This is a genomic window from Veillonella sp. T14073-2 (genome assembly GCF_002959875.1).
GTDB classification, from domain to species: Bacteria; Bacillota; Negativicutes; order Veillonellales; family Veillonellaceae; genus Veillonella; species Veillonella infantium.
On sequence record NZ_PPDC01000006.1, the window covers coordinates 325,835 to 350,631 of the forward strand.

Consider the following 24,797-nt stretch of genomic DNA (forward strand, 5'->3'; position numbering starts at 1 on the left):
TCTATGTTCAAAGATTATTTAGGGTCTAGCAAACAACATATTGAACAATGGTTAGGTGAGGTATTAAGTAGCCCAAATCAAGAATTTAAACCTCTTTATGAATCCATGAGTTATAGCTTAATGCAAGGTGGTAAGCGAATCCGACCAATCTTATCTAAAGCTGTGTTAGAAATGCTTCATAAAGATCCAGCTGATTATAAGGAATTTCTATGTGCCATGGAGTGTATCCATACATATTCCTTAGTACATGATGATTTACCAGCTATGGATAATGATGATTATCGCAGAGGTAATTTAACAAATCATAAAGTTTATGGTGAAGGTATGGCTATTCTAGCTGGTGATGGTTTATTAACTTATGCTTTTCAACTAATGACTGAGAATAAAACTGCTACGCCTCAGCAAAAAATAGATGCTATTAAATGTGTAGCTGCTGCAGCAGGCCCGGAAGGTATGGTCGGTGGTCAAGCCTTCGATATGCTCAGTGAAGATAAGCATATCCCACTAGAAGAGTTAAAGGTTTTGCACAGTGGAAAAACGGGTGCATTATTTAATGCGTCAGTAGAATTAGGCCTTATTTTAGGCAATGCAGATACGGCTACTCGAACAGCGCTTATGGAATATGCTAATTGTTTAGGATTGTTATTCCAAATTACTGATGATATTCTAGATGTAACTGGAACAATTGAAGAATTAGGAAAGACTCCTGGTAGTGATATTCGACAACATAAATCGACGTATGTATCTTTCCTTGGTTTAGAAGGAGCAAAAGAGCAAGCCGCATTAGTTGGCCAACAAGCTCACGATGCATTAGATTCTGTTTCTTATGATACATCTATATTATCTGCTCTAATTGATTATCTTTTAGAACGAACTAATTAATTGGTATTACCTGAAGAAGGTATAAATAATGATTGATATATTACCACAAATAGCACACAACTACATAGCGCAAGCTGCATTTTGGGGATGGTTTACTGCGCAGGCTATCAAATTTGTATGGCAACTAGTTCGGCATGGTAAATTTAGTCCAGAACGCCTTGTGGGTTCTGGGGGATTTCCCAGTTCCCATACATCCTTTGTAATCGCTACAACTACGGCTATATATCTAAAAAGTGGAGCTTCGGATTTATTTATTCTATCCTTAGTATTTTCTATTGTAGTTATGTATGATGCATCTGGGGTGCGATTAGAAGCTGGGCGTCAAGCTCAAATTCTAAATCAAATTGTAGATTATTTTACAAAGAAAAACATACCTGTTGTCATTACTCGTAAAGAGGCCTTAAAAGAATTATTAGGACATACACCAATAGAGGTATTTGGGGGATTAATCCTCGGTATTCTTGTTGCATGTATTCAATTTTATTATATTTATAATGGTGTTATATGAGCAGTAAAGAACGTTTAGACATACTCCTCGTTAACCGAGGACTTTTTGAAAGTAGAGAAAAGGCAAAAGCGGCCATAATGGCTGGCCAAATCTTCATGGATACTACGCGTATTGATAAGGCAGGTACCAAAATTCCTATAGATGCCAATATTGTAGTAAAGGGCAATACTTTGCCTTATGTTAGTCGCGGTGGATTAAAGTTAGAAAAAGCCATTCAAACGTATCCTATCAACTTACAGGATGCTATTATGGTTGATATAGGTGCTAGCACAGGTGGTTTTACAGATTGTGCCCTACAAAATGGTGCATCTAAAGTCTTTGCCATTGACGTAGGCTATAATCAATTGGCTTGGAAATTGCGTCAAGATCCGCGTGTGATTAATATGGAAAAGCAAAATATCCGTACTGTTACACCTGAGCAACTTGGTGAACTTGTGGACTTTATTTCTATTGATGTAGCATTTATTTCTTTGGACAAGGTTCTGCCAGTTGCGACTACCTTATTAAAGGATACAGGAGCTCTTGTAGCTTTGATTAAGCCTCAATTTGAGGCGGGTAAAGAGAGTGTAGGTAAAGGCGGTATTGTACGGGATTCTGAAATCCATAAAGAAGTTTTACATCGTATCTTACACGTTGCTCATGATTGTGGATTATATATTCACGGCTTAACGTTCTCACCAATTAAAGGCATGGAAGGTAATATTGAGTTTTTAGGTTATTTTAAAAAGTACGAAGAAGGGGCTTTAGCCATTGATAATGCTTTAATTGATTCAGTGGTTGCAGAAGCCCATTCATTATAGGAGATTACAATGCGTATCGGATTCTTCCCAAACATGGGGAAAAGCAATATTATGGCAGTTCTAAAAATGGCTGCACATATTTGTAAAGATGAAGGTATCGAAGTATTTTTGCCAGATGATCTCGAATCAGATGCACCTGCACGAGTACTTAAGATTCCTGAAACTCATATTTTAAGTCGTCCAGAAATCTTTAAACAAATTGATATTGCCTTTAGTTTTGGTGGTGATGGTACCATCATCCATTTGGCAAGACAAATTTACCCATATAATGTACCTGTTTGTGGTATTAACCTTGGTGAGCTAGGCTTTTTAAACCAAATTGAAGTTCATCAAATGCAAAGTCACATTAAACGTATTGCAAATGGTGATTATAATATAGAAAAACGTGGACATTTATATGCATATATTGACCGAAATAATGGTAATGAAGAAGAATTAGTACCTATCATTAATGAAATCGTTATTACCCGTGCTGAGCCAGCAAAAATGGCACGTATTAATATGTCCATCAATAATCAACATACACAAATGTATCCTTCAGATGGCTTGATTATTTCCTCTGCAACTGGGTCTACGGGATATAATCTATCTGCAGGTGGTCCTATTATGAAGCCTGATAATAGATCCATTATTGTTACACCTGTAGCGCCACATCTGATTCAAGGTGTTTCACTTGTATTAGAAGAGCATGATACAATCCAAATCACGATGCCAGAACGTGAACCACAATTACATATCTGTATAGACGGTACATTTGACTATACGTTTACCAATAAAGAAACACTACATATAAGCTCTAATCCTGTATATTGTTTATTCGTACGTTTTAAAGATCAATGTTTCTTCGGTACATTATTTAAAAAACTAGCATCTCGTCGTGACGAGTTGTTGTAATACTAAAATCTCAAGTGGGGTGATTTTGTGATTAACATTAACAATGCTGTTCAGTTTCAACATTTAATCTGGGATCGAGTAATGAAACACGCTAATATAGTGGTAGACGCAACATGTGGTAATGGCCATGATTTACTATATTTGGCAGAACGAGCAAAAAAGGGCTGTCATCTATATGGCATCGATATTCAAATGAAAGCTATTAATAGCAGCCAAGAGTTATTGCAGTCAAATGACATAGCACAAGATGTAAGTCTAACATTTATTCATGACTCCCATGATCGTGCATTAGCTAATCAATTAAAAGATGAAGTTATTGATTTAATGATCTTTAACCTAGGCTATTTACCAGGTGGTGATCATCAAGTTATAACTAAACCGCATCAAACTATTGATGCCATAAATGAAGGCTTAGAAAAATTATCGAAGTCTGGAGTTATCACAATTGTTGCTTACCCTGGAACAACAGAAGGGTTTGAAGAAATGCAGATGCTTAAATCGTATTTATCAGATTTAGAACAAAAATTGTATAATGTATGTCATTGGCATCCAATGAATCAAATCAATAATCCACCTGAGTTATTTATATTGCAAAAACGATAAAACGAAATATATCTTTATTCATTATGAATAAAAGTCATAAGAAATATGTAAAAGCCCCTTTATAGGGGCTTTTATTTATACATGTATAATGTTCTAATTTTAAATTATTAATTTCATATAAATAGATGAAGCCTATAGGATATGTGTTTATACGCTATCAGTATATAGAAAATTAACAATATTTTAAATATTAATATAATATGCATAACTAGTATGAGACATGCAATTTATACCATATATTAATTATGAATATATGGTATAATAATAGCAGAAAGATACTATTCTCTTTTATGTGCAAGGTTTAAAAAAGGGAGTTCAAAATGAAACGCTATCGCTATAACAAAATCAAAGAAATCGTGCAGTCCAAGGCGATTGAAACTCAGGAGGAATTAGCAGCGGCCTTATTAGAAGAAGGTATTGAAGTAACGCAAGCTACAGTTTCTCGTGATATTAAGGAATTGATGTTAATCAAAATTCCTACAGGCGATGGACACTATCGATATGCATTATCTCCAGAAGAAAATGTAGTTCTATCTCGTAGTCGAATCAATCGATTATTCCAAGATTCTCTAATTAAGGTAGATCACAGCTTAAATCAAGTTGTATTACATACAATTCCTGGTTCAGCTCAATCCGTAGCATTTTCCATTGACCATGCAAAATGGTCTGAAATTATTGGTACATTAGCTGGTGATGATACAATTTTGTTAATTGCAAAATCTGAAGCTGAAGTTCCAGCGATTTTAGCTAAAATTCAAGATTTAATGAAGGACTAAATAGATGTTAACGCAAATGAGCATTCGCAACTTTGCGTTGATTGAGCAAATGAATATTTCATTTAATGATGGCATAACTATCTTTACCGGCGAAACTGGGGCAGGGAAATCCATATTAATGGATGCCTTTAGTATCCTTTTGGGAGAACGCGCAAGCAGCGAGTTCATTCGTCACGGTAAAGATAGTTTTGTTATAGATGGAATATTTGATATTGCCGATCACCAAAGTATACAAGAGCTATTAGAATCTAAAAATATTATGGTTGAAGAAGGGGAATTAATTCTCTCCCGTTCATTTAATCGCAATGGTAAATCTACTATCTTAGCTAATGATCAACCTATACCATTAAAAGCATTAAAAGAAATTGGTCAACATTTAGCAGATATTCATGGTCAATATAGCAATCAACGATTGTTAGATGCAGATACTCATCATGAATATTTGGATACGTATAATAAAGAAGGACAAGTAGCTTATAAGGCCTATTTAGACGCTTATAAAGTATATAAGCAAGCTAAACAAGATGTGGATCACTTACAAGAAAATATGTCTGAACGAGCACGTGAGCTCGATATGCTACGATATCAAATTGATGAAATTGAAGAAGCCGGTCTCACTATGGGTGAAGATGTCTCTATTGCAGAAGAATTAAAACGTCTTGATAGCTTTGAGCATATTGATAAGGTATTAGGTTCTTGTTATGACGCCTTCTATAATGGAAGCCAACCATTACTAGACACTATTAACTCTATCAAGGTAGAGGTTAATGATCTTGTAAAGTATGATAGTGAATTAAAGGAAGTATCTGAAATGGTTGACTCTGCTTATTTTCAATTAGAGGAAGCAGCCCAATCATTAGATCGCTACAGAGATACTATCAGCTATGATGAAGAGCGCTTTAAGTATTGCCAAGATAGAGATACAACTATTTACGGCTTAAAGAAAAAATATGGTGAAACTGTAGAAGAAATTTTAGCATACGAAGAAAAAGCACAAGCCCGTTTAGAAGAACTTGAAAGCCTTGTATTTGCACAAGATGAATTAGAGGCTCGTCTTCATAAAGCGCAAAAAGTAGCAGAAGAGGCTTTAACGGTTTTACATGACATTCGTCAAAAAAATGCAAAAGCTATAGCTAGTGCATTACATCAAGAATTAGTAGATTTAGGAATGCCAAAAGGTGATATTCAGTTCCATATAGAGGACGGCGAAGGATTATCTCCTTTAGGTGCTAAATCAATTGAACTACTATTTTCTGCCAATAAAGGGGAGAAATTATTACCGCTTCACAAGGTAGCCTCTGGTGGTGAATTAGCTCGTATTGCGCTAGCCTTCAAATCTGTATTCCGTACTGACACTTTCAAAACAATGGTATTTGATGAAATCGATGTTGGTATCAGTGGAGATATAGCGTTAAAAGTAGCTGAAAAGATTCTACATCTATCTAAAACTAATCAAGTATTCTGTATCACTCATTTACCTCAAACTGCAAGTATTGCTAAGCAACATTATCACTTGTCTAAAATAGAGCAAGATGACCGTACAGTTTCAACATTATCTGTACTTAATGAGGATGAACGTGTTACGCAAATCGCTTCCATGATGTCTGGTCGAGGTATGTCCTCAACAGCATTAGCAGCGGCAAAAGAACTAATTGCCCATTTTAATTGACTAAAATCGCATAATTACTTATACTAATAGTATTAAGTGAATATGTTGATAGAGGTGCGAGTATAAATAGTAATCATGAGGAGTAGGCATGCATTGATCCATGATAAAAGGGATGCTTGCCGAAGTTCGGTGATTGCGACTCATCGTTCTGGTTGTCTATTTAATAAATGGACGACTGTCATCAATTTGAATTGGTGGAGTGCTATCATTGAGCTTTTAGTAACAGTTATAAGCTATATAAACTATAAGGCCAGTGGATGCATCCACTGGCTTTTTTGGAGGTATATATGATTCGAGTAATGGTAAATGGCGCTGGCGGTAAAATGGGCCGCGAAGTAGTCAAAGCAGTACATAATGATCCTGAGTTAACATTGGTAGGCGGTATCGATCCTACTAAGGCAGGTCAAGATGTAGGCTCCGTAGCAGGCATCGAACAATTAGGAATTGCAATGAATGCCTCCATCGATGAGGTTCTAAATACTAATAAACCTGATGTAATTGTAGATTTTACAAATCCTGCTGTTATTTATGAAAATGCTAAAAAAATGTTATCTGCAGGTATTCATGTAGTTATTGGTACTACAGGTTTAACTGCGGAACAACGTGACGAATTAGATGCTATTGGTCGACAAAATAATGCAAATTGCCTTGTTGCACCTAATTTCTCTCTTGGTGCAGTTATGATGATGAAGGTTTCTGCAGAATTAGCACCATATTTCCCTAATGTAGAGATTATTGAACTACATCATAACCATAAATACGATGCCCCATCTGGTACATCTATTTTAACAGCTAAATTAATTAACGAAGCTAAACAAGCTGCGAATGCAACGCCTGATGAGGATTTGACTCGTGAAAGTTTACCAGGTGCTCGTGGCGCTAAGGTTAATGACGTAACAATCCACAGCGTTCGTTTACCTGGTTACGTAGCTCACCAAGAAGTACTATTTGGTGGCTATGATGAAACGTTAACAATTCGTCACGATAGTTTAAGCCGACTTTCCTTCATGCCAGGTGTAGTATTAGCATGTAAAAAAATTAGTGCTAAAACTGGTTTAACTTACGGCTTAGAGCATTATTTATAATATTAGAGCAAGGAGATATAGTAATGAAAAAACCTAATGTTGCAATTCTTGGTGCTACTGGTGCAGTAGGTGCTGAATTTATTACACTGATTGAAGAGCGTAATTTCCCATATGAAAATTTAAAGTTGTTAGCTTCTGCTCGTTCTGCAGGTACTGAACTTACAGTGAATGGAAAAACATATGTAGTAGAGGAAGCAAAGCCAGAATCCTTTGAAAATATTGATATCGCATTATTTGCAGGTGGTTCTATTTCTAAAACATTAGCACCAGAAGCAGCTAAACGTGGTGCAATTGTTATCGATAACTCTAGTGCATTCCGTATGGATCCTGAAGTACCTCTTGTTGTACCAGAAGTAAATCCAGAAGATATCTTAAAACATAAAGGTATTATTGCTAACCCAAATTGCTCTACTATTATTATGAGCTTAGGTCTAAAACCACTACATGATATTTCTCCAATTAAACGCATCGTTGTAAGTACATATCAAGCAGTATCTGGTGCTGGTAAAGAGGGTATTGAAGAACTTGAAAACCAAGTAAAACAATATGCTGCTGGTGAAGAAATGACTGCAAACTTATTGCCAACAGGTTCTGCCCCTAAACATTATCCTGTAGCATTTAACTTATTGCCACAAATCGATGTGTTCTTGGACAATGATTACACAAAAGAAGAAATGAAAATGGTCAATGAAACACAAAAAATTCTTCATGACGACACAATTCAAGTAGTACCAACTACTGTACGTGTTCCAGTGTATCGTTCCCACTCTGAATCTGTTTTAGTAGAAACAGCTGAACCAGTTTCTGTAGAAGCTTTCAAAGCAGCATGTGAAAAATTCCCAGGTTTACAAGTAAAAGATAATCCTGCAGAACAAATTTATCCAATGCCATTATATACGTCTAATCAAAATGACTGTGAAATTGGTCGTATTCGTAAAGATTTATATAACGACAAAGGTATGAATTTCTGGATTGTAGGGGACCAAATTCGTAAAGGTGCAGCACTTAATGCGTTGCAAATTGCTGAGTACTTGGTAGAAAAACAAGCATTTTAATCTATCAAGGGGAGGACAGATATGAAAACCTTTGGTCGAGTATTAACGGCTATGATTACATCATTTAATAATGATGGATCCCTTAACATAGAAAATAGTGTAGCTATTGCTCATCATTTATTAGATAATGGATCCGATGGACTCGTTGTATGTGGTACAACAGGGGAAAATCCATCCATGTCAAAAGAGGATAAATTAGCATTATTTACAGCTATTGCTAAAGAATGTGGTCATAAAGGTTCTATTATTGCTAATGTAGGTTCAAATGACACAAAAGCTTCTGTAGACTTTGTAAAAGAAGTATCTAAAATTGATGGAATCGATGGTTTATTAGTTGTAGTACCTTACTACAATAAGCCAAATCAACAAGGTCAATACTTACACTTTAAAGCTATTGCAGAGGCTACTACACTGCCAATCATGGTATATAATGTACCAAGCCGTGTAGGAACAGGCATTTTCCCAACAACACTAGCACAATTACATAGTGAGTATCCACATGTATGCGCCATAAAAGAGGCTAGTGGCAATCTTATGATTGCATCTGAAATCAAACGCTTAATGCCTGAGGACGACTTCATGGTATATAGTGGGGATGATGGTCTTACATTACCAATGCTATCTGTGGGAGCATGCGGTGTTGTATCCGTAGTTTCTCATGTAGCGGGCAAAGATATGAATGCGATGATTCAAGCTTATGAATCTGGTCATAATCACGAAGCTCTTCGTATTCATCAAAGCTTAGCGGATATCATAAAAGCTATGTTTATTACTACAAATCCTATTCCTGTTAAATATGCAGTCCGTAAAATAGGTTTACCTGCTGGCGTATTTAATTTACCAATGTGTGATCCAACTGCCGATGAAGCAGCATATATTGATAAAGCATTAGCGGAATATTTACAATAATATATTAGTAACTATAAAACCAGTAGCTACATTGTAGTTACTGGTTTTGTTTTATAGGGTTATAGGACAAAACGTGTTGGTTTTATAGGCGATGGAGCCAGTAAATTACTGGCTCCATCGCTATTTTAAGTTCTTTTGATAAACTTAGAGGGTGGACAAAATGTGTTGGTAAAAAGTCCCAAACCCCTTGATTTTACTGGCTTCAATAAGGTTATATCTTCTTAGAAAATCGTGTTCTAAGTGGAGGGAATAATCATGCTGGTAAGATGTATAAATTGTGGATTTTCTTGTCAAAAATATGGGAAAACTAAAGCTGGATCACAACGATGGCATTGTAAGCAGTGTAACATCACCTTTACACAAACTATTGATAATACTACTAAATGTTTTCATCGATTTCTAAATTGGTTATTTAGTAAAGAAACACAACAGGACATGCCTGGGCAGGGCCGTACATTTCGTAGACAGATAGCTGATTTCTGGCAAATATGGCCTATGCCGCCCAAAATTGAAACCTCGAGAGATGTGGTATTCGTTGATGGTATTTACTTAGCTAAAAAAGCTTGTATTTTGATCTGTTATGATGGTGAATATGTATTAGGGTGGTATTTATGTAGGTCAGAACAGTCTCGCTCATGGCAAGCTCTTATGCAGCGAATAGCGACCCCCATTGTGGTCGTTTCTGATGGTGGACCTGGTCTTAGAAAAGCATTAAAAAAAGTTTGGCGTACCGCCAAGCTTCAACGTTGTATTGTTCATGCCGTATGGCAAGTACATCGTTACACTACTAGGCGGCCTAAGACATTAGCAGGCATTATGTTAAAAGATTTAGCAAGCGATTTATATAACGTAAAAACACAGGAAGATGCAAAAATATGGATTCAACGATTATTTAATTGGAGGGTGACTTTTAAAGAGTTTCTAAATGAAATGACACGTGATAGTAATGATAATTTAAGAGCTACGCATGAACGATTACTAAAAGCCTATAACTCTCTAGTGGCATTAATTAATACAGAGACAATGTTTCGATATTTAGATGAAACATTGGTGTTGGATAAAGAATGTCCGAGGACTAATAACCCTATTGAAGGCGGAGTAAACGCACAACTCAGACGTTTATTGCGTTACCATCGAGGAATGTCTGTAGAAAAACGTATAAAAGCGGTCTTTTGGTGGTGTTATTTACACTCACCAAGACCGCTTTCTGCAAAAGAAATACTTAAGGTAATGCCAACTGATGCAAGTATTTCTAAAATATATAGTTCTATGAATGAAAGAGCCCAACTTCAAGGCATAATTCCAACTTGGGGAGATGCCATTTCTTGGGGTGATTTGCATAACTATGACAAATTATCTTTCAATGATTGGGATTAAAGTACCAACACGTTTTGTCCTATAACCCGTTTTATAATTCTTCTATTAGTTACTAACAGTTATAGCCTAATAATAAAAAATCGGCAACCGTAAGTTGCCGATTTTTTCTATATTCTATCTCGTACAAGACCAATAACAAGACCTTCAATATGACAATCATCTACGATGATTGGATCAAAGTCGTCATTTTCAGGTTGTAAACGAATATGACCATTTTCTTTATAAAAACGTTTTACTGTAGCTTCATCATCGATACGTGCTACAACAACATCACCATTATTAGCAGTATTTTGATGGCGTACGATGAGCATATCACCTTCATACATACCAATATTCATCATGGATTCACCTTGAACACGTAGTAAAAAGCAGTCAGAATCACCAGTTAATTGAACAGGTAATGTAAGAGTAGACTCTAAATTTTCTACCGCTGTAATAGGCATACCTGCTTGTACGGTACCAATAAGAGGCACTTGTTTCAACCCAGCCCCTAAGAACTCAAAATTATCAGAACTTGATGTTTCATTACCGTCTACAGAAATAGAAGGCTTTGTATCCTCTAATACTGTAATAGCCCGATTTTTATTAGGATCGCGTTTAATATAACCAAACTTTTCAAGAGCATTCAAATGAGATTGCACAGTAGAAGTAGAACTAAGGCCTACATGCGTACAGATTTCTCGAACAGTAGGACAACGATATTCATTATGTAAAGAGTCCTTAATAAAATCTAATATACGGCGCTGTTTTGTATTAATATCTGTAGCAGGGCGTCTCACGATGAACCTCCATAGTCAATATAACATCAAAATAATATCAATATATGCATGAGGAAAAAATTACTCATTTAGTACTATATAATAAAGATATAAGATAATTACTAATCTTATATACCTATTATAGGCAATTTTAAAAGTTTTTGCAAACATTTGTTCTAAAACACTTGACCGAACATTCGTTCGTGTGCTAATATAAGCATGTAAACAAACAAATGTTCTCAGATATTATGTTCGATGTAAATGTGAGGTATGAGATGAAAAATATATTGATGATGGTAGGAATGTGCTTAACAATCTTGTTCGGCTATAATATGACAACCCCTGTAACAGAAGCAAATACACATGCTGTCCGTGAAGTAAAAGTTCAAGCAGGAGATACTATGTGGGATATTGCAGCTCGCACAGCTCATAAAGATATGGATGTTCGTGAAATGGTATATGCTATGAAGGAACTTAACAAAATTGATGACTCTGGTGCATTAGTTCCTGGTACAGTTTTAAAAGTACCAGTTAAGAAAAATGATAGTCCAGTTAGAGCTTTGGACTATGTGGCTCAAAACTAAATATATATGGGTATAACCCACGCAAAAAAGCAGCTACTCAGATAGAGATAGCTGCTTTTTGTTATTTAAATTTTGTTTTTATCTAAATCGTTTTTCAAAGATTGTTGAAATAGGATTATCGACAAACTTATTCGCTTCATTAATGTAACGACGAACCATATTAACACTATGATGACGTGTTTGTCTCATAATATTACGTTCTTCCACACCATAAGCTGCTGCAGTTGTGGCGAAGCCATGACGTAAACTATGGGCTCCATACATAGATGGATCAAGACCAATAAGAGTAATATATTTTTTCACAATTTCTGCAATCATTTTATCGGATATAGCTGTTTTACGAAGTGACATATTTTTAGTAAAACCTCTAAATACAGGGCCTTCCGTAATACCAGAAGTACGTAACCATTGCTGTAAGGCGCGTACTGCATCTAGCGGAGAACCAGATAGGTGAGGAATCGCTACAACAGCACCTTGACCTTCTTGATCGGCTTTTGAAGATGGAACAAAGATTTCAACACCTTGGGGAGAAAACTGAAGATGTTCTACTGTAATGGCCGCAATTTCACTGCGACGAAAAGCGCCCATAAATCCAATTAAAAGAATAGCTTTATCACGTAATAATTGCAACTCAGGCACATCTAGTTTATCCATACACTCCAAAATATCTTCAATATCTTCTAGAAGAACTGGTGTTTTGCCTTGCTGGAAAGTACCTTTTAACCGTCTAATCCCTCGTAACGCTTGTTTTACTATAGGTGCCATACAAGGATTATCTCTATGTCCAGAGGCATTATAATTCTCTGATATGGCGCTAATGCGACGAGATATTGTGTTAGCCTTAGCATAGTCAGCTAGATCATTTATATAGTTCACAATTGTTTCTGGTGTGGCTGGAAAATAAGATACCTTTTGATAGGTACACCAATCAACGAAATCGTCCCAATCCGATTCGTACGCATCAACAGTATTTTCAGCCTTAGATAATAATATGCTTTGTTTTGCTTTCATAGACAACTTAGTACTATTCATAAGCGCATCATTGTTGCGCAAATAGAAATGTTTCTGTTGCTCTTTAGACTCTGACATAATTCACCCTTACCCTTAAAAATATCAATATAATTGTACCATAGATTAGACGGTAATATGCTATAATTAGAGAATATGATAACTAATTCGGGAGAGTTTATAACTAATGATGAAGAAATATATTTTAGTAGGAACTATGCTTGTTCTCATGGGGACAAGCGGCTGTTCATACATTCCAACAGAAAATATTTCTTATGGTGTATATTACAATGATACAGATCTATCTAATACACCTAAGAATGAATTACAAGCTCGCTTACAAGATTTAAATAGTAAAATTCCACAAACCATATCTATTGATATGGGCAATAATAAAAAACAACAAGCTTCCTATCATGATTTAGGGATTCAAATCGATACAGAGGCTATGGTAAAAACTATTTCTACCTATGGCTATGAAGAGGATTTGTGGACACTGCTTTCACATAGATTCCATGCATTCTATTATGGACAACACTTTACACCACAATATAAGCTTGATGAAGTTAAGGGTAAAACATATCTAACAGAGTTGGCAAAAACAATTGATACCCCTGGTCATGATGCATATTTAAGTCTTGAGAATGGACAAGTGGTATTCCATCCTGCAAAGGAAGGTAAGCGTATCGATATTGATGCTACCCTTAAGAAATTAAAAGATGATTTACAGGCCGGTGATAGTATTAATTCCTTGTCTATGGTATTTACTACACAGAATACTGTAAAAGTAAGTGATGCCGATTTAAAACCATTGAATACGGTATTAGCGTCTTACACTACAGAGTATGATCCTAGTAATGAAAGTAGAACCCATAATATCCAATTAGCATCTGATAAAATAAACGGTACCCTAATTAAACCGGGCGCACAGTTCTCCTTTAACGATGTTGTAGGTGAACGTACTGCAGAGGCCGGCTATGATGATGCACCTGTTATGATTGATGGTAAATTGGTTCCAGGTATTGGTGGTGGCATTTGCCAAGTAAGTTCAACTATATTTAATACAGCGTTATTATCCGGTATGAATATTATCGAGCGTACACCACACTTTGAGCCAGTAGGATATATTCAAGCTGGTCGGGATGCTACAGTAGCTTGGGGCTATTTAGACTTTAAGTTTAGAAATCCTTACCAACAATCCATTTATATCCTTAGTGTTATGAATAATGGAACGTTAACGATCTACATTATAGGTACAGCTCAAGATAAGCCTAAAAATGTTTCTATTTCTGTAGGTGATTATGGCGAAATTCCTAATAAGACTATCACTAGGGTAGATCCAGCATTAAAAGAAAAAGAAGTGCAGGAGGGGCATGTAGGTTTAACAATGAATACGTATAGAACCATTACCTATGGTAATTGGGTTACACAAACAGATTCCTTTGAGTCTGTATATGATCCAGTAGATACGATTATTACAATGCCTGCAGCAGCGCCACCAAATCCACCTAACAAAACGGATAAAAAGAAATCATAATTAAAGATTTTATTAAATATAGCCTAAACTATTGACCATATGAAACAAATAGTTTAGGCTATTATTTGAACTATAATTGAGAAATCATTTGATACATAATCCAGTATGTTAGAATAAATTACTCAATAACAGAGAACATTATCAATTCATTCTCAACGATTATCATTTAATAAAAATAGAAGAGGACACTATGGACACAATCTTACAATTTGATCACTCTTTAATCTTCTATGTACATGATCACCTTGTATATAGTTTTTTAACGCCTATTATGGCATTTATTTCAAAAATTACTGGCAGCGGTGCCTTATGGATTGTAATTGCCTTGTTATTAATGTTACAGAAAAAATATCGTGTATTAGGCGTAGCTATAATTATTGCCTTAGGATTTGTATTTATCATCGGTGACCAAGGTTTAAAACCACATGTAGCTAGATTAAGACCATTTGTAGATTTTCCTAATATAACAGTACCATTAGAATCTGCATTACCTAAAGCAAATAGTTATTCATTCCCGTCAGGCCATAGTTTTGGTTCATTTGCATCAGCCATGACCATTTACCTAGGCTTGAGCCAAATAGCGCCTCAGAAGCGATATTTGGGAATTATAGCATTACTTGGGTCATTAGTAGTAGCATTTTCTAGAGTATATCTATTTGTACATTATCCAACAGATGTATTAACAGGTTTAGTATTGGGAATTATCGTAGGGTTCATTGCTTGGAAGTTAGCAAGAGTTGGTTGGAACTGGTGGACTAACCGTAATAAAGATGTAGAATACGAACCATATACATTTAAACGTAAATAAGCTTAAAAAACTAAAAAATCATATAACATAAGGGATTGGGCCAATTAGGCCCAATTTTCTTAATATAATTACTTCCGATAATATATCGTTATCGGAAGTAATTTAAAAACAAAAGAAAAACTAGCCTATATTTCTATAAGCTAGTTTTACTAATATAAACTAAAAAATACTTTTATCATTGTGTAATGTATCTGAATTAAATAAATTCTATCATACAATTATTTTTTTATCAGTTCAATCCAACCTAGAGATTTATCACCAAGAGCCTTCATAATTATATTTGGTTGTTCACCTTGTAATTTCTCTATTTTAAATTGAATAATATTTCCTTTTTCTTTTGCCTTTCTGTCTGTAATTATATAAATTTCCCGTCCGGTTGATTCATCTATACCTTGGTACTCAATAATAAATACTTTTTCATTGATTGGAAAATCTCGTAATATTTTTCCAGGGTGTTGTTCTGTAATCGCACTATTATAGACACCTGTTATATTATGAGCTGTTGCTTTATTATAATTTATTACTAATGTAATGATTATAACAGATATTAAGATCGCTATAAGATTAATTACTCGATTGTTCATTTTAATTACCTTTCTTCATATTGAAGCCATTAATATCCTTTTTTTATAATTTATCATATTAATATAATAATTTACATATTATTTAGCTGGCTATCTACAAATAAAGTCTATATATTAATAAAGATATATATCGGGCAAATTTTTACTATTATAGATATATGTGTAGAATTATTATTATTTAATTTTAAATACATATTGAAATTTTTGATATAACGTTGTAAAATAAGCATATAAATTATGTAATTTACTCATATTAACTCTCATGGAGGTATTATATGTGCTGGTGTGATATCGTAAGTAAAGCTAAAATTGGCAGTTTAAAACATTTAGGTAATGGTATGGAAGGTTCTTTAAGATTTTTAGCAGAAATCATTGTAGGTCTTAGTATCCTTCGTGTATTCGTAAACTGGATTTTTGGTATTTAGACCTTACAATTAAATGGAAATATATAAAAGACGCTTAGTAATCTAAGCGTCTTTCTTAGTATGTTATTAAGCTATCAAGCTATATATATATCGCTAGATTATATTATTGATATGCTTCGCTGCAATCAATATATTCCATAATCAATTGGCAGATTTGACCATCTTTATCAAATGCCCAGTATACAGGGTATAAACCATCACCAAAGCCAGATTGAATCATTGGTACAGTCAATTCGGTTTCAGGAATTGTAAAGTTAATCCAGTCCCCTTTAGAGCGTTGGTATTGAGGATATGCCATAGCATTTAATTGGAATAAATCGCTATAGTAATCATCGTAAATGTTCTTATCCGGATAGTTAGTATGCCATTGATCGTAAAACTTTCTGTAGGTCTCAATTGTTTCAGCATCAACTACTGTAGCAAGACCAGAATCTACAGGGAATCCTATATAGCTTTCACCATCATCGAGATCTGTTAAATCTTCTGTACCTTTTAATGCTAATTCATAGTTCACTGGCTCATTACCACTAAAAACAATGCGGCTTGCCACATAGCGATACTCATTTGGCTCCATTTCAATAATTTTTGTTTCCAATAAATAGGTACCTGGTTCTACCGTTCTAATATATGTATCCGGTTTATTAGGTAGTGTCACCAAGGGATCGCAGCATGTAATATGACCAGTTGGAAATGTTACAGTCCACATTGGCAATGTATGCAATGGAAATCCTTTTAGCTCTTTACGGTTAAATAAATCATGATATGGTACAGTAGGTTTTAATTTACCTTCAGAACCTAAACGATTAAACGCTTGAATCCATTCACTTGTTAATTTAGATTGATCCATGTTACTCCTCTGCTTCGTGTTTACAATGTACATACTCGCCTTCTAACACTTCGTAGGCTGCGGTTTTACGAATAATTTGTTTAACTAATGTATCTAACTTTGAACCATTTGTATAGTCTGCAGGTGCATAATAACGTATGCGATGATGACGCATCATCTTATACACCTTATCTTTATCCTTCTTAACAGGATCATAAACACCTATAGAATGACCGCCATTAGCGTTAACTAAGCTCATACAAGGAATATCTGTATCACTATCCCCAATATATATCATATTGCGGAACGGTACACGTTGATCTTCAGGCTTAACATAATCATTAACGCCCGTATCATTGATATCTAAAATTCCTTTTTGAATACGGAATAAAAACTGTGTTTTATTTGTATAGTTAATGGCTTGTGCAGGCCATACGGCTACACCTTTATCATCAAACATGAATGCACTAGCATAGATTTTGGTGAAAGCTCCCTCTTTCGCCATTTCAGTACCTTCTATCATCTCTTTTAAACCAGAAGATATGATGTAATGTTCAATGCGTACACCGTGTTCTAAACCATATTCACGAATACGCTCAAACCAAGTGCGAACACCCTCATATAGTTCCACTTGATTCCCATATTCCATAAGCTTTTCTCGAGTTACATAAAAACGACCCACTGCTTCTTGAATCATCTTATACATATAAGCCAAGTTATTATCCATATCATTTTTCTTAGCCAGTTGATTAGATTCTTGCCAGAACTGTTTGATTTGCTCTTCATCATAGCCAACAGATTGGATAAAGCCTTGTGCTTGCATATCATCAGGTGTTAAGGTCTTATCAAAATCATAACACATGGCAAGAACTGGCATAGACGATTCAGATGATTGTAATGAATCTTTACTTTCATTCTTATAGGTGATCATACTCCACCTCCTTGTAATAATAAAACAATAAACCAAAAATAGTCTTTACACCCTCTTATATTCCTGAGATGTCCCTTTGACAACCCCTTTTGTCTATATTTTACACGATACGTCAACGCTATAGGCGTAAAAGCAGGTCATAATTCTCTTAAAATAAAGAATCTTGTGTGTATTTTGTATCTACAATCCAGCTTTTTTCCGCACTTTCTTTAATAATTGCTGTTTTTGAAAGTTTTCCAATTAGCAAGCTAGAGTTCGGATCATGTAATAAGCAATTTTGGCGAACTGCAGCCTGATTTGTATTTGCATAACAATAGCGACAAAAATGGCTACAAGTATCATAGGCACCTATATCACCATGTAAATAACAATTACACTCTGGTCTAGCTGGTGTACGTTTCGGTGCTTTTAATTTTACGTTCCAAGCTCGTTCATAACAGTCTAGTGTAAGACAGCCCTCTGTATTAACACCTAATGCTTTGAAAACGTCCCCTTCTCCACAGGTTTTAAGTATCATATGATGAGAATGAGCTATAGATACTAATTCTTTAATGATCTTCCTTTGAATATCTAAACTCGGTCTATACCCTTCGGGAAAGTTCTGAGCTACCTTATCAAATATATCTATGAAACTGACAACTACGGTATCTGTGTAGCCTTCTAGAGACTTAGCCATTTTATAAAAGCTTTCAAAATGAAAATCAACTGTATAGTTGTGGGTTAAAATAATAGGATCATAACGCCACACCATGGACTGAGGATTACGTTTTGTAGATATTCGTTTAAATCCGTCTATTACTAAATCTACTTTTGGTACATTAGTCTCTATATCCGCTCCATATGGAGTTATAGTCATATGCCAATACTGTCTATAATCATTTATTTCATGTAAGAGCGGAATGAAAGGCAACGGATTCTTTGTACAAAACGCAATACCATCTACAACTTCATGATTAATAGGATATCGAGTTATCTGCATCGGATTATAGGGATTGCGTACATCTACAAATCCTTGGCGGACGCGATTAATTAACCATTGCCCATAAAAGGCAGGAATATCCGTACGCTGTCCCGTCTGTAAAATCATAGTCCTGCCCTTTCATAAAACAAAAATATAGATGTATTATATCATACTCAATATTAATTATTTATGTAATAAGTGTGATATTTATAGTATGGTACATTCTCATTTTATGGTACTATTAAGTGTATTAAAAATGAGGAGAACTGAAAAATGAATGATATATTTGAAAAAAATCATCCTATGAAGGATGATAAAGAATTTATTGCCTCCTATTGGAGTGATCGAGCTCGTGATTTTGGCTCTTTACGAGCTAAAGAATTAGAAAGCCCTAAACTTAAACTTTGGCGTGATGAGTTGATGAGTCATATTTTTGAATCTGACCGTTCTTTACGTATTTTAGATATTGGTTGTGGTGCAGGTTTTTTCAGTATTATTCTTTCTGAATTAGGCCATTCTGTACATGGTATTGATATTACGCCTAATATGATTAATGAAGCTAATCAGCTTGCAGAATCTCTAAATTCTGACGCTACATTCTCTGTTATGGATGCTGAAAATCTTAGCTTTGATACGAATACCTTTGATATCGTTGTAGCTCGCAATGTAACATGGAATTTACCACATCCAGATAAAGCCTATGCTGAATGGTTGCGTGTCATCCGTCCTGGCGGTTTAATTCTTAATTATGATGCAGAACACGCTCGCAATCATCATGATTTGCCGAAATCCGTACATCATGCACATGAACACGTTAGCAATGAATTAAAAGAACGTTGTCATACAATATATCATATGCTAGAAATTTCATCCTATACACGTCCACAATGGGACAAAGAACTGCTCACTAAGATGGGAGCTAGCTCAGTATCTATTGATCCTACTGTAGGTCCTCGCATTTATAGTGAAGAAGATGAATTCTACATTCCAGTACCTATGTTTTTGGTAAAAGCAATTAAATAGATATTGGATAATAGGTCAGTAAAATTAATATTACATAATACAAAACCCACTCTATGAAATATCATGAGTGGGTTTTCTTTATATGCTAATCAATATATTAGCCCATAGACAAGTTAATAGTAATTAATAAATATTAGTTTCTAAAATATTCTTGAGCTTTTGTAATTTCAGCACGAAGTTTTTCTTCGTCAATTGTAAGCAATTCTTTGTCTTTCATAAGGACTTTACCGCCTACAATTGTAGTATTTACATCAGAACTATTTGCAGAGTATACAAGTGCTGCTAAATCATTATAGCGAGGCATCCAGTGCATACCAGATACATCATATAAAACGATATCTGAACGATACCCTTTTGCTAATACTCCAAGATCTTTATAGCCTAATGCTTTTGCACCTTCTACGGTACCCATACTCCATGCAGCTTGTGCAGGAATGGCTTTAGGATCGTAGAGGCGTGCTTTATGTAATGTAGCAGCAAGGCGTACTTCTTCAAGCATATCCGCATTATTATTAGATGCGGAACCATCTGTACCAAGCCCAACAGTGATACCTTTTGCAATCATTTCAGGCACTGGTGCAATACCACTTGCTAATTTAAGGTTAGATTGTGGATTATGTGCTACAGCTACATTGTTTTTAGCCATAATGTCCATATCTTCGTCTGTTACATGAACACAGTGTGCAGCCAATGTAGTATTCCAGAATAACCCTAGATCATGCATATGAGCAATTGGAGTTTTACCTGTAGCTTTAATAACATTCTCCACTTCCCCTTTAGTTTCGGACAAGTGCATATGAATGCCACAGTTTAATTCATGAGATAAAGCGATAACCTTTTCCATGTACGCATCTGGACAGGTATATGGTGCATGTGGTCCAAGTAACACTTTGATGCGGTCATTATCAAAGCCATTCCAAGTGCGGAATAAATCAGCATTTTCAACTAATGCTTGATCTGCTGTTGGAGAAACACCTGCTAAGCCGCGAGATAATACAGATCGAATACCAGTTTCTTTTACTACCTCAGCCGTAGTATTCATAAAGAAATACATGTCACTAAAGGTTGTAGTACCAGTGCGCAGCATTTCAGCAATACCAAGTTGTGTGCCATAACGTACATAATCGTCGTTTAGTTTTGCTTCTGTCGGCCAAATTGCAGTTTCAAGCCATTCCATAAGCTCAAGATCATCTGCATAGTTTCTAAATAGCCCCATCGCAATATGAGTATGCGTATTTACAAGACCTGGCGCTGCCAATTGGCCTTTACCATCTAGCACTTCCTTAGCATTGTCTTTTGCCTTGATAGCTTCACTATCATTTAAAATAGTTGTAATATAACCATTTTCAATTTCAATAGCATGGTTTTTAAGAACACCCTCATCGGTGAGGACATCTACGTGAGTAATCAATAAATCAGACATAATCTTCCCTCATAGGTATAACCGAGCCATAATAGCTCGGTTATATTTGGTTAATTAGTTTACTTTTGTAAGGTAGTCGATTTGATCTTGTGTTAAGGAATCTAAGTCGTACCCCATGGAGTTCAATTTAAGTTTTGCAATTTCCGCATCTAATTCATGAGGCAATACATATACCTTAGGTTCCATATCTTTACCATTATGTAAAATATGTTCTGCTGCAAGAGCTTGCATAGCAAAGGATAAGTCCATAATTTCTGCAGGGTGACCATCACCAGCTGCAAGGTTAACAAGACGACCTTCAGCTAATACGTAAAGCTTGCGACCATCTGCCATAGTATAGCCTTCGATGTTTTGACGAACACGTTCATGACTTATCGCAAGTTCTGTAAGATCAGCTACATTAACTTCACAATCAAAGTGACCAGCATTACATAAGATAGCTTTATCTTTCATTACTTCATAATGTTCTTTTACAATAACATCTTTACAACCTGTTACAGTACAGAAAATATCCCCTACTTTAGCAGCTTCAATCATAGGCAATACTTTGAAACCATCGAATACAGCTTCAATCGCTTTAATTGGATCTACTTCTGTTACATATACATGAGCACCAAGGCCTTTTGCACGCATAGCAACGCCTTTACCGCACCAACCGTAACCAGCTACGACAACATTTTTACCTGTTACAGTTAAATTAGTAGTACGCATGATACCATCCCAAACGGATTGGCCTGTACCATAACGGTTATCAAAGAGATATTTACAGTAGGAATCGTTTACTGCAATCATAGGGAATGTCAATTGTTTAGCGTTCTCTAATGCATATAAACGATGTACACCTGTTGTAGTTTCTTCACTACCACCTAACAAGCGTTCTTTTGCATCTTGGCGTGTTGTGTGCAACAAGTTTACCAAGTCACCACCATCATCGATAATAATGTGTGGTTTATGATCAAGAGCCTTGTTAAGGAAGTTGAAATATTCTTCCTCAGTACAATCATACCAAGCGTATACAGTTAGGCCCATGTCAACAAGACCAGCCGCAACATCATCTTGTGTAGATAATGGATTGGAACCAGTTACGATAACATCAGCGCCACCTCGTTTTAATACAGTGGCTAAATATGCTGTTTTTGCTTCCAAGTGAACACTTACAACAATAGTTTGACCTTTGAAAGTTTGTTCTGCTTCAAAACGGTCGCCCAAGGTATTCAATGTAGGCATAAAGTTAGAAACCCAATCAATTTTTTTACGGCCTTCTGCAGCTAAATTAATATCTTTAATTAAAGATTGCATAATAACTCCTTTTACTAATATGAGTTGATATAGTTAAAATAAAGATTTGATAGTAAACCCACTTGGATTTGTTTGTTATTTAGATTCTACAATTTGACGCAGCTTATCAATAGACACTTCATAATTTGGTTTTAAAACACCTTCTTCAGTAATGATAGCAGTCACTAGATCATGTGGTGTAACATCGAAAGCTGGATTTAGTATATCAATACCATTAGGTGCTGTTTGAACACCATGTAACGATGTCACTTCATAATCATCGCGCATCTCGATAGGAATATCGCTACCATTTTCCAATGTAAAGTCAAATGTGCTATATGGTGCGGCCACATAAAACGGAATATTATGGAATTTAGCGAGAACGGCTACACCATAGGTACCAATTTTATTAGCTACATCACCTTTTGTAGTGATGCGGTCTGCACCGACGATTACAGCATCAATAAGGCCATGTTGCATCGCATAAGCAACCATATTGTCAGTTTCTAATGTTACAGGAATGCCATCCTCATGTAGCTCAAATGCAGTAAGTCTAGCACCTTGTAATAATGGTCGTGTTTCATCCGCATATACTCGTTCCAATTGACCATTTTCATGAAGCTTACGGACAACACCAAGTGCTGTACCTAGACCACCTGTAGCTAGTGCACCGGCATTACAATGGGTCAAAATACGAATATTCTTTTGACCTTCAAATAAAGTTGCTCCTGCTTCTGCCATACGACGATTCAAAGATACGTCTTCTTCATGAATAGTAATGGCTTCCTTCGTAATGAGATCCACCACATCACTCATAGAGGACATGCTTTCAACTTGACCTTTTACTAAAGAAATCACCCGATCTATAGCCCAAGCCAAGTTGATTGCAGTAGGCCGAGTTTCTTTTAAAGTCTCGCTAAATTCATATAAGCTTGTAAGTTGTTCACTAAATGGAGACTCTAAACGGCCTGCTTCCATAGCAGCTAAAATTAGACCATAACTAGCAGCTACACCAATGGCAGGTGCCCCGCGAACGCGAAGCATTTTAATAGCCTCAGCCACTTGACGCCAATCCGTGCAGTGAACATAAGTAATTTCAGTAGGTAATTTAGTTTGATCTAATAGCACCAACGTATCTTTACGCCATTCAATATTAATCATACCTTCTCCTTCGATGAACTATTGTGCTTCGTTATGAATGTATTATAGTTTAAAGCCACCATATTCATGCATGCGATTATGCGCATCATAACGAGCATCTACATCGATTACATCAATAGCACCTAAAATAAGTGATTTAAGTTGAGCAGCCATATCCCCCATCATTTCAACCACTTCACTATGTGTTAGAGCAGATTCAGAAATACCTGCTGCATAGTTGGTAATCATAGAAATCGTAGCATATGCCATTTCAGCTTCATTAGCTAAATTTACTTCAGGTACATTTGTCATACCTACTGTATCCCCACCGAGCATGTGGAACATTTTAATTTCCGCTGGTGTTTCAAAGCGTGGACCTTCCGTACATACATAAGTACCGCCATTATGAATTGTAAGACCTTGTTCAGTACCTACCTTTTGAAGAACATCACGTAATTCTGGGCAATACGGATTTGTTACATCCAAGTGTGCTACTGGACGGTCACCACCTTCATAGAATGTAGTGATGCGGTTTTTAGTAAAATCTAAGAATTGGTCAGTCAAAACGAAATGACCAGGCTTGAAGTTTTCATTCAAAGAACCTACTGCAGTGGTAGAGATGATAAATGTAACGCCTAATTTTTTGAGCCCCCAAATATTAGCACGATAATTGATTTTGTGTGGAGGAATTGTGTGATCTTTGCCGTGACGAGCCACAAAGATTACTGTTTTCCCATGGTATGTACCTTGTACATAATCTATTTCACCATATGGTGTCATTAAGGATTCTTCATGAATATTTTCAAAGATGGACGGATCATAAACACCAGTACCACCAATTATGCCAATTGCACTCATTGTGACCTCCTAATATTAATAACTCTTATCTTTTATTTTCTCATAGAATACAAAAACAGGCTATAGGAAAAACCTAGTAGCCTGTATTTTTTCTA

26 protein-coding genes and 1 riboswitch are annotated in these 24,797 nt (G+C 35.6%); of the genes, 16 read left to right on the top strand and 10 right to left on the bottom strand.

Annotated features, from left to right (window positions below; all coding sequences use genetic code 11):
- Positions 1-3: 3 nt before the first annotated feature.
- The 11 genes from VCHSUH04_RS05040 to VCHSUH04_RS05090 all read left to right on the top strand — a co-directional run bounded on the left by VCHSUH04_RS05040 (position 4) and on the right by VCHSUH04_RS05090 (position 10,558).
- Positions 4-882, top strand: coding sequence for a polyprenyl synthetase family protein (locus VCHSUH04_RS05040; protein WP_105085618.1), 879 nt, complete (start codon positions 4-6; stop codon positions 880-882).
- A gap of 28 nt (positions 883-910) precedes the next feature.
- Complete coding sequence (locus VCHSUH04_RS05045) at positions 911-1,390, top strand: divergent PAP2 family protein (RefSeq protein WP_105085619.1); 480 nt, start codon at positions 911-913, stop codon at positions 1,388-1,390.
- Positions 1,387-2,190 carry a TlyA family RNA methyltransferase gene (locus tag VCHSUH04_RS05050; protein WP_105085620.1) on the top strand — a complete coding sequence of 268 codons (804 nt, stop codon included), beginning with the start codon at positions 1,387-1,389 and terminating at the stop codon, positions 2,188-2,190. The genes VCHSUH04_RS05045 and VCHSUH04_RS05050 overlap by 4 nt, the downstream gene beginning before the upstream one ends.
- A 9-nt stretch (positions 2,191-2,199) precedes the next feature.
- The gene (locus VCHSUH04_RS05055) at positions 2,200-3,084 is read left to right on the top strand and encodes an NAD(+)/NADH kinase (protein WP_105085621.1); all 885 of its coding nucleotides are present in this window, start codon (positions 2,200-2,202) and stop codon (positions 3,082-3,084) included.
- A 27-nt stretch (positions 3,085-3,111) separates the two neighbouring features.
- Complete coding sequence (locus VCHSUH04_RS05060) at positions 3,112-3,687, top strand: class I SAM-dependent methyltransferase (protein WP_060924590.1); 576 nt, start codon at positions 3,112-3,114, stop codon at positions 3,685-3,687.
- 320 nt (positions 3,688-4,007) lie between these two features.
- Positions 4,008-4,463 (top strand): arginine repressor, encoded by a 456-nt coding sequence (argR, locus tag VCHSUH04_RS05065; protein ID WP_024065706.1) that lies wholly within the window; start codon positions 4,008-4,010, stop codon positions 4,461-4,463.
- 4 nt (positions 4,464-4,467) lie between these two features.
- Positions 4,468-6,132 carry a DNA repair protein RecN gene (gene recN / locus VCHSUH04_RS05070; RefSeq protein WP_105085622.1) on the top strand — a complete coding sequence of 555 codons (1,665 nt, stop codon included), beginning with the start codon at positions 4,468-4,470 and terminating at the stop codon, positions 6,130-6,132.
- Positions 6,133-6,173: 41 nt separating this feature from the next.
- Positions 6,174-6,345: riboswitch (Lysine riboswitch) on the top strand.
- A gap of 74 nt (positions 6,346-6,419) precedes the next feature.
- Positions 6,420-7,217, top strand: a complete 798-nt coding sequence (gene dapB / locus VCHSUH04_RS05075) for a 4-hydroxy-tetrahydrodipicolinate reductase (protein ID WP_105085623.1) — start codon at positions 6,420-6,422, stop codon at positions 7,215-7,217.
- 23 nt (positions 7,218-7,240) lie between these two features.
- A complete protein-coding gene (locus VCHSUH04_RS05080; RefSeq protein WP_105085624.1) occupies positions 7,241-8,272 on the top strand; it encodes an aspartate-semialdehyde dehydrogenase in 1,032 nt (343 codons plus the stop codon).
- A 21-nt stretch (positions 8,273-8,293) separates the two neighbouring features.
- On the top strand, positions 8,294-9,181 hold the full coding sequence (gene dapA, locus VCHSUH04_RS05085) for a 4-hydroxy-tetrahydrodipicolinate synthase (RefSeq protein ID WP_105085625.1): 888 nt from the start codon (positions 8,294-8,296) through the stop codon (positions 9,179-9,181).
- A gap of 255 nt (positions 9,182-9,436) precedes the next feature.
- Positions 9,437-10,558 carry an IS1249 family transposase gene (locus tag VCHSUH04_RS05090; RefSeq protein WP_105085626.1) on the top strand — a complete coding sequence of 374 codons (1,122 nt, stop codon included), beginning with the start codon at positions 9,437-9,439 and terminating at the stop codon, positions 10,556-10,558.
- 107 nt (positions 10,559-10,665) lie between these two features.
- On the opposite strand, the gene lexA is transcribed toward VCHSUH04_RS05090, so the two are convergent.
- A complete protein-coding gene (lexA, locus tag VCHSUH04_RS05095; protein WP_005386617.1) occupies positions 10,666-11,337 on the bottom strand; it encodes a transcriptional repressor LexA in 672 nt (223 codons plus the stop codon).
- Between the two features lie 254 nt (positions 11,338-11,591).
- Here lexA and VCHSUH04_RS05100 point away from each other — a divergent pair, with 254 nt between their 5' ends.
- The gene (locus VCHSUH04_RS05100) at positions 11,592-11,900 is read left to right on the top strand and encodes a LysM domain-containing protein (protein ID WP_105085627.1); all 309 of its coding nucleotides are present in this window, start codon (positions 11,592-11,594) and stop codon (positions 11,898-11,900) included.
- 78 nt (positions 11,901-11,978) lie between these two features.
- Here VCHSUH04_RS05100 and VCHSUH04_RS05105 read toward each other — a convergent pair whose 3' ends face one another.
- Positions 11,979-12,989, bottom strand: a complete 1,011-nt coding sequence (locus tag VCHSUH04_RS05105; RefSeq protein WP_105085628.1) for a site-specific integrase — start codon at positions 12,987-12,989, stop codon at positions 11,979-11,981.
- A 106-nt stretch (positions 12,990-13,095) separates the two neighbouring features.
- Here VCHSUH04_RS05105 and VCHSUH04_RS05110 point away from each other — a divergent pair, with 106 nt between their 5' ends.
- Together VCHSUH04_RS05110 and VCHSUH04_RS05115 are read left to right on the top strand one after the other, a co-directional pair.
- Positions 13,096-14,445, top strand: coding sequence for a VanW family protein (locus VCHSUH04_RS05110; protein WP_105085629.1), 1,350 nt, complete (start codon positions 13,096-13,098; stop codon positions 14,443-14,445).
- A 190-nt stretch (positions 14,446-14,635) separates the two neighbouring features.
- Complete coding sequence (locus VCHSUH04_RS05115) at positions 14,636-15,253, top strand: phosphatase PAP2 family protein (protein ID WP_105085630.1); 618 nt, start codon at positions 14,636-14,638, stop codon at positions 15,251-15,253.
- A gap of 218 nt (positions 15,254-15,471) precedes the next feature.
- On the opposite strand, the gene VCHSUH04_RS05120 is transcribed toward VCHSUH04_RS05115, so the two are convergent.
- Positions 15,472-15,837: a hypothetical protein gene (locus VCHSUH04_RS05120; protein WP_105085631.1), complete on the bottom strand. Its 366-nt coding sequence runs from the start codon at positions 15,835-15,837 to the stop codon at positions 15,472-15,474.
- A 275-nt stretch (positions 15,838-16,112) separates the two neighbouring features.
- Here VCHSUH04_RS05120 and VCHSUH04_RS10255 point away from each other — a divergent pair, with 275 nt between their 5' ends.
- Positions 16,113-16,262 carry a hypothetical protein gene (locus VCHSUH04_RS10255; protein ID WP_024066213.1) on the top strand — a complete coding sequence of 50 codons (150 nt, stop codon included), beginning with the start codon at positions 16,113-16,115 and terminating at the stop codon, positions 16,260-16,262.
- Between the two features lie 103 nt (positions 16,263-16,365).
- Here the strand turns inward: VCHSUH04_RS10255 and VCHSUH04_RS05125 are convergent, their stop codons facing one another.
- The 3 genes from VCHSUH04_RS05125 to VCHSUH04_RS05135 form a co-directional block, all read right to left on the bottom strand.
- Positions 16,366-17,109, bottom strand: coding sequence for a DUF4241 domain-containing protein (locus tag VCHSUH04_RS05125; RefSeq protein WP_105085632.1), 744 nt, complete (start codon positions 17,107-17,109; stop codon positions 16,366-16,368).
- A 1-nt stretch (position 17,110) separates the two neighbouring features.
- Positions 17,111-18,019, bottom strand: a complete 909-nt coding sequence (locus tag VCHSUH04_RS05130) for an HAD family hydrolase (RefSeq protein ID WP_105085633.1) — start codon at positions 18,017-18,019, stop codon at positions 17,111-17,113.
- Between the two features lie 148 nt (positions 18,020-18,167).
- Positions 18,168-19,106 carry a DUF1848 domain-containing protein gene (locus tag VCHSUH04_RS05135; protein WP_105085634.1) on the bottom strand — a complete coding sequence of 313 codons (939 nt, stop codon included), beginning with the start codon at positions 19,104-19,106 and terminating at the stop codon, positions 18,168-18,170.
- A gap of 147 nt (positions 19,107-19,253) precedes the next feature.
- Between VCHSUH04_RS05135 and VCHSUH04_RS05140 the strand changes: the two genes are divergently transcribed.
- A complete protein-coding gene (locus tag VCHSUH04_RS05140) occupies positions 19,254-20,003 on the top strand; it encodes a class I SAM-dependent methyltransferase (RefSeq protein WP_105085635.1) in 750 nt (249 codons plus the stop codon).
- Between the two features lie 133 nt (positions 20,004-20,136).
- On the opposite strand, the gene VCHSUH04_RS05145 is transcribed toward VCHSUH04_RS05140, so the two are convergent.
- The 4 genes from VCHSUH04_RS05145 to mtnP form a co-directional block, all read right to left on the bottom strand.
- Positions 20,137-21,426: an amidohydrolase gene (locus tag VCHSUH04_RS05145; protein ID WP_105085636.1), complete on the bottom strand. Its 1,290-nt coding sequence runs from the start codon at positions 21,424-21,426 to the stop codon at positions 20,137-20,139.
- 54 nt (positions 21,427-21,480) lie between these two features.
- Complete coding sequence (locus tag VCHSUH04_RS05150) at positions 21,481-22,725, bottom strand: adenosylhomocysteinase (protein WP_105085637.1); 1,245 nt, start codon at positions 22,723-22,725, stop codon at positions 21,481-21,483.
- A 75-nt stretch (positions 22,726-22,800) separates the two neighbouring features.
- The gene (gene mtnA / locus VCHSUH04_RS05155; protein ID WP_105085638.1) at positions 22,801-23,865 is read right to left on the bottom strand and encodes an S-methyl-5-thioribose-1-phosphate isomerase; all 1,065 of its coding nucleotides are present in this window, start codon (positions 23,863-23,865) and stop codon (positions 22,801-22,803) included.
- Positions 23,866-23,907: 42 nt separating this feature from the next.
- Positions 23,908-24,702 (bottom strand): S-methyl-5'-thioadenosine phosphorylase, encoded by a 795-nt coding sequence (gene mtnP, locus VCHSUH04_RS05160; RefSeq protein ID WP_105085639.1) that lies wholly within the window; start codon positions 24,700-24,702, stop codon positions 23,908-23,910.
- Positions 24,703-24,797 lie beyond the last annotated feature (95 nt).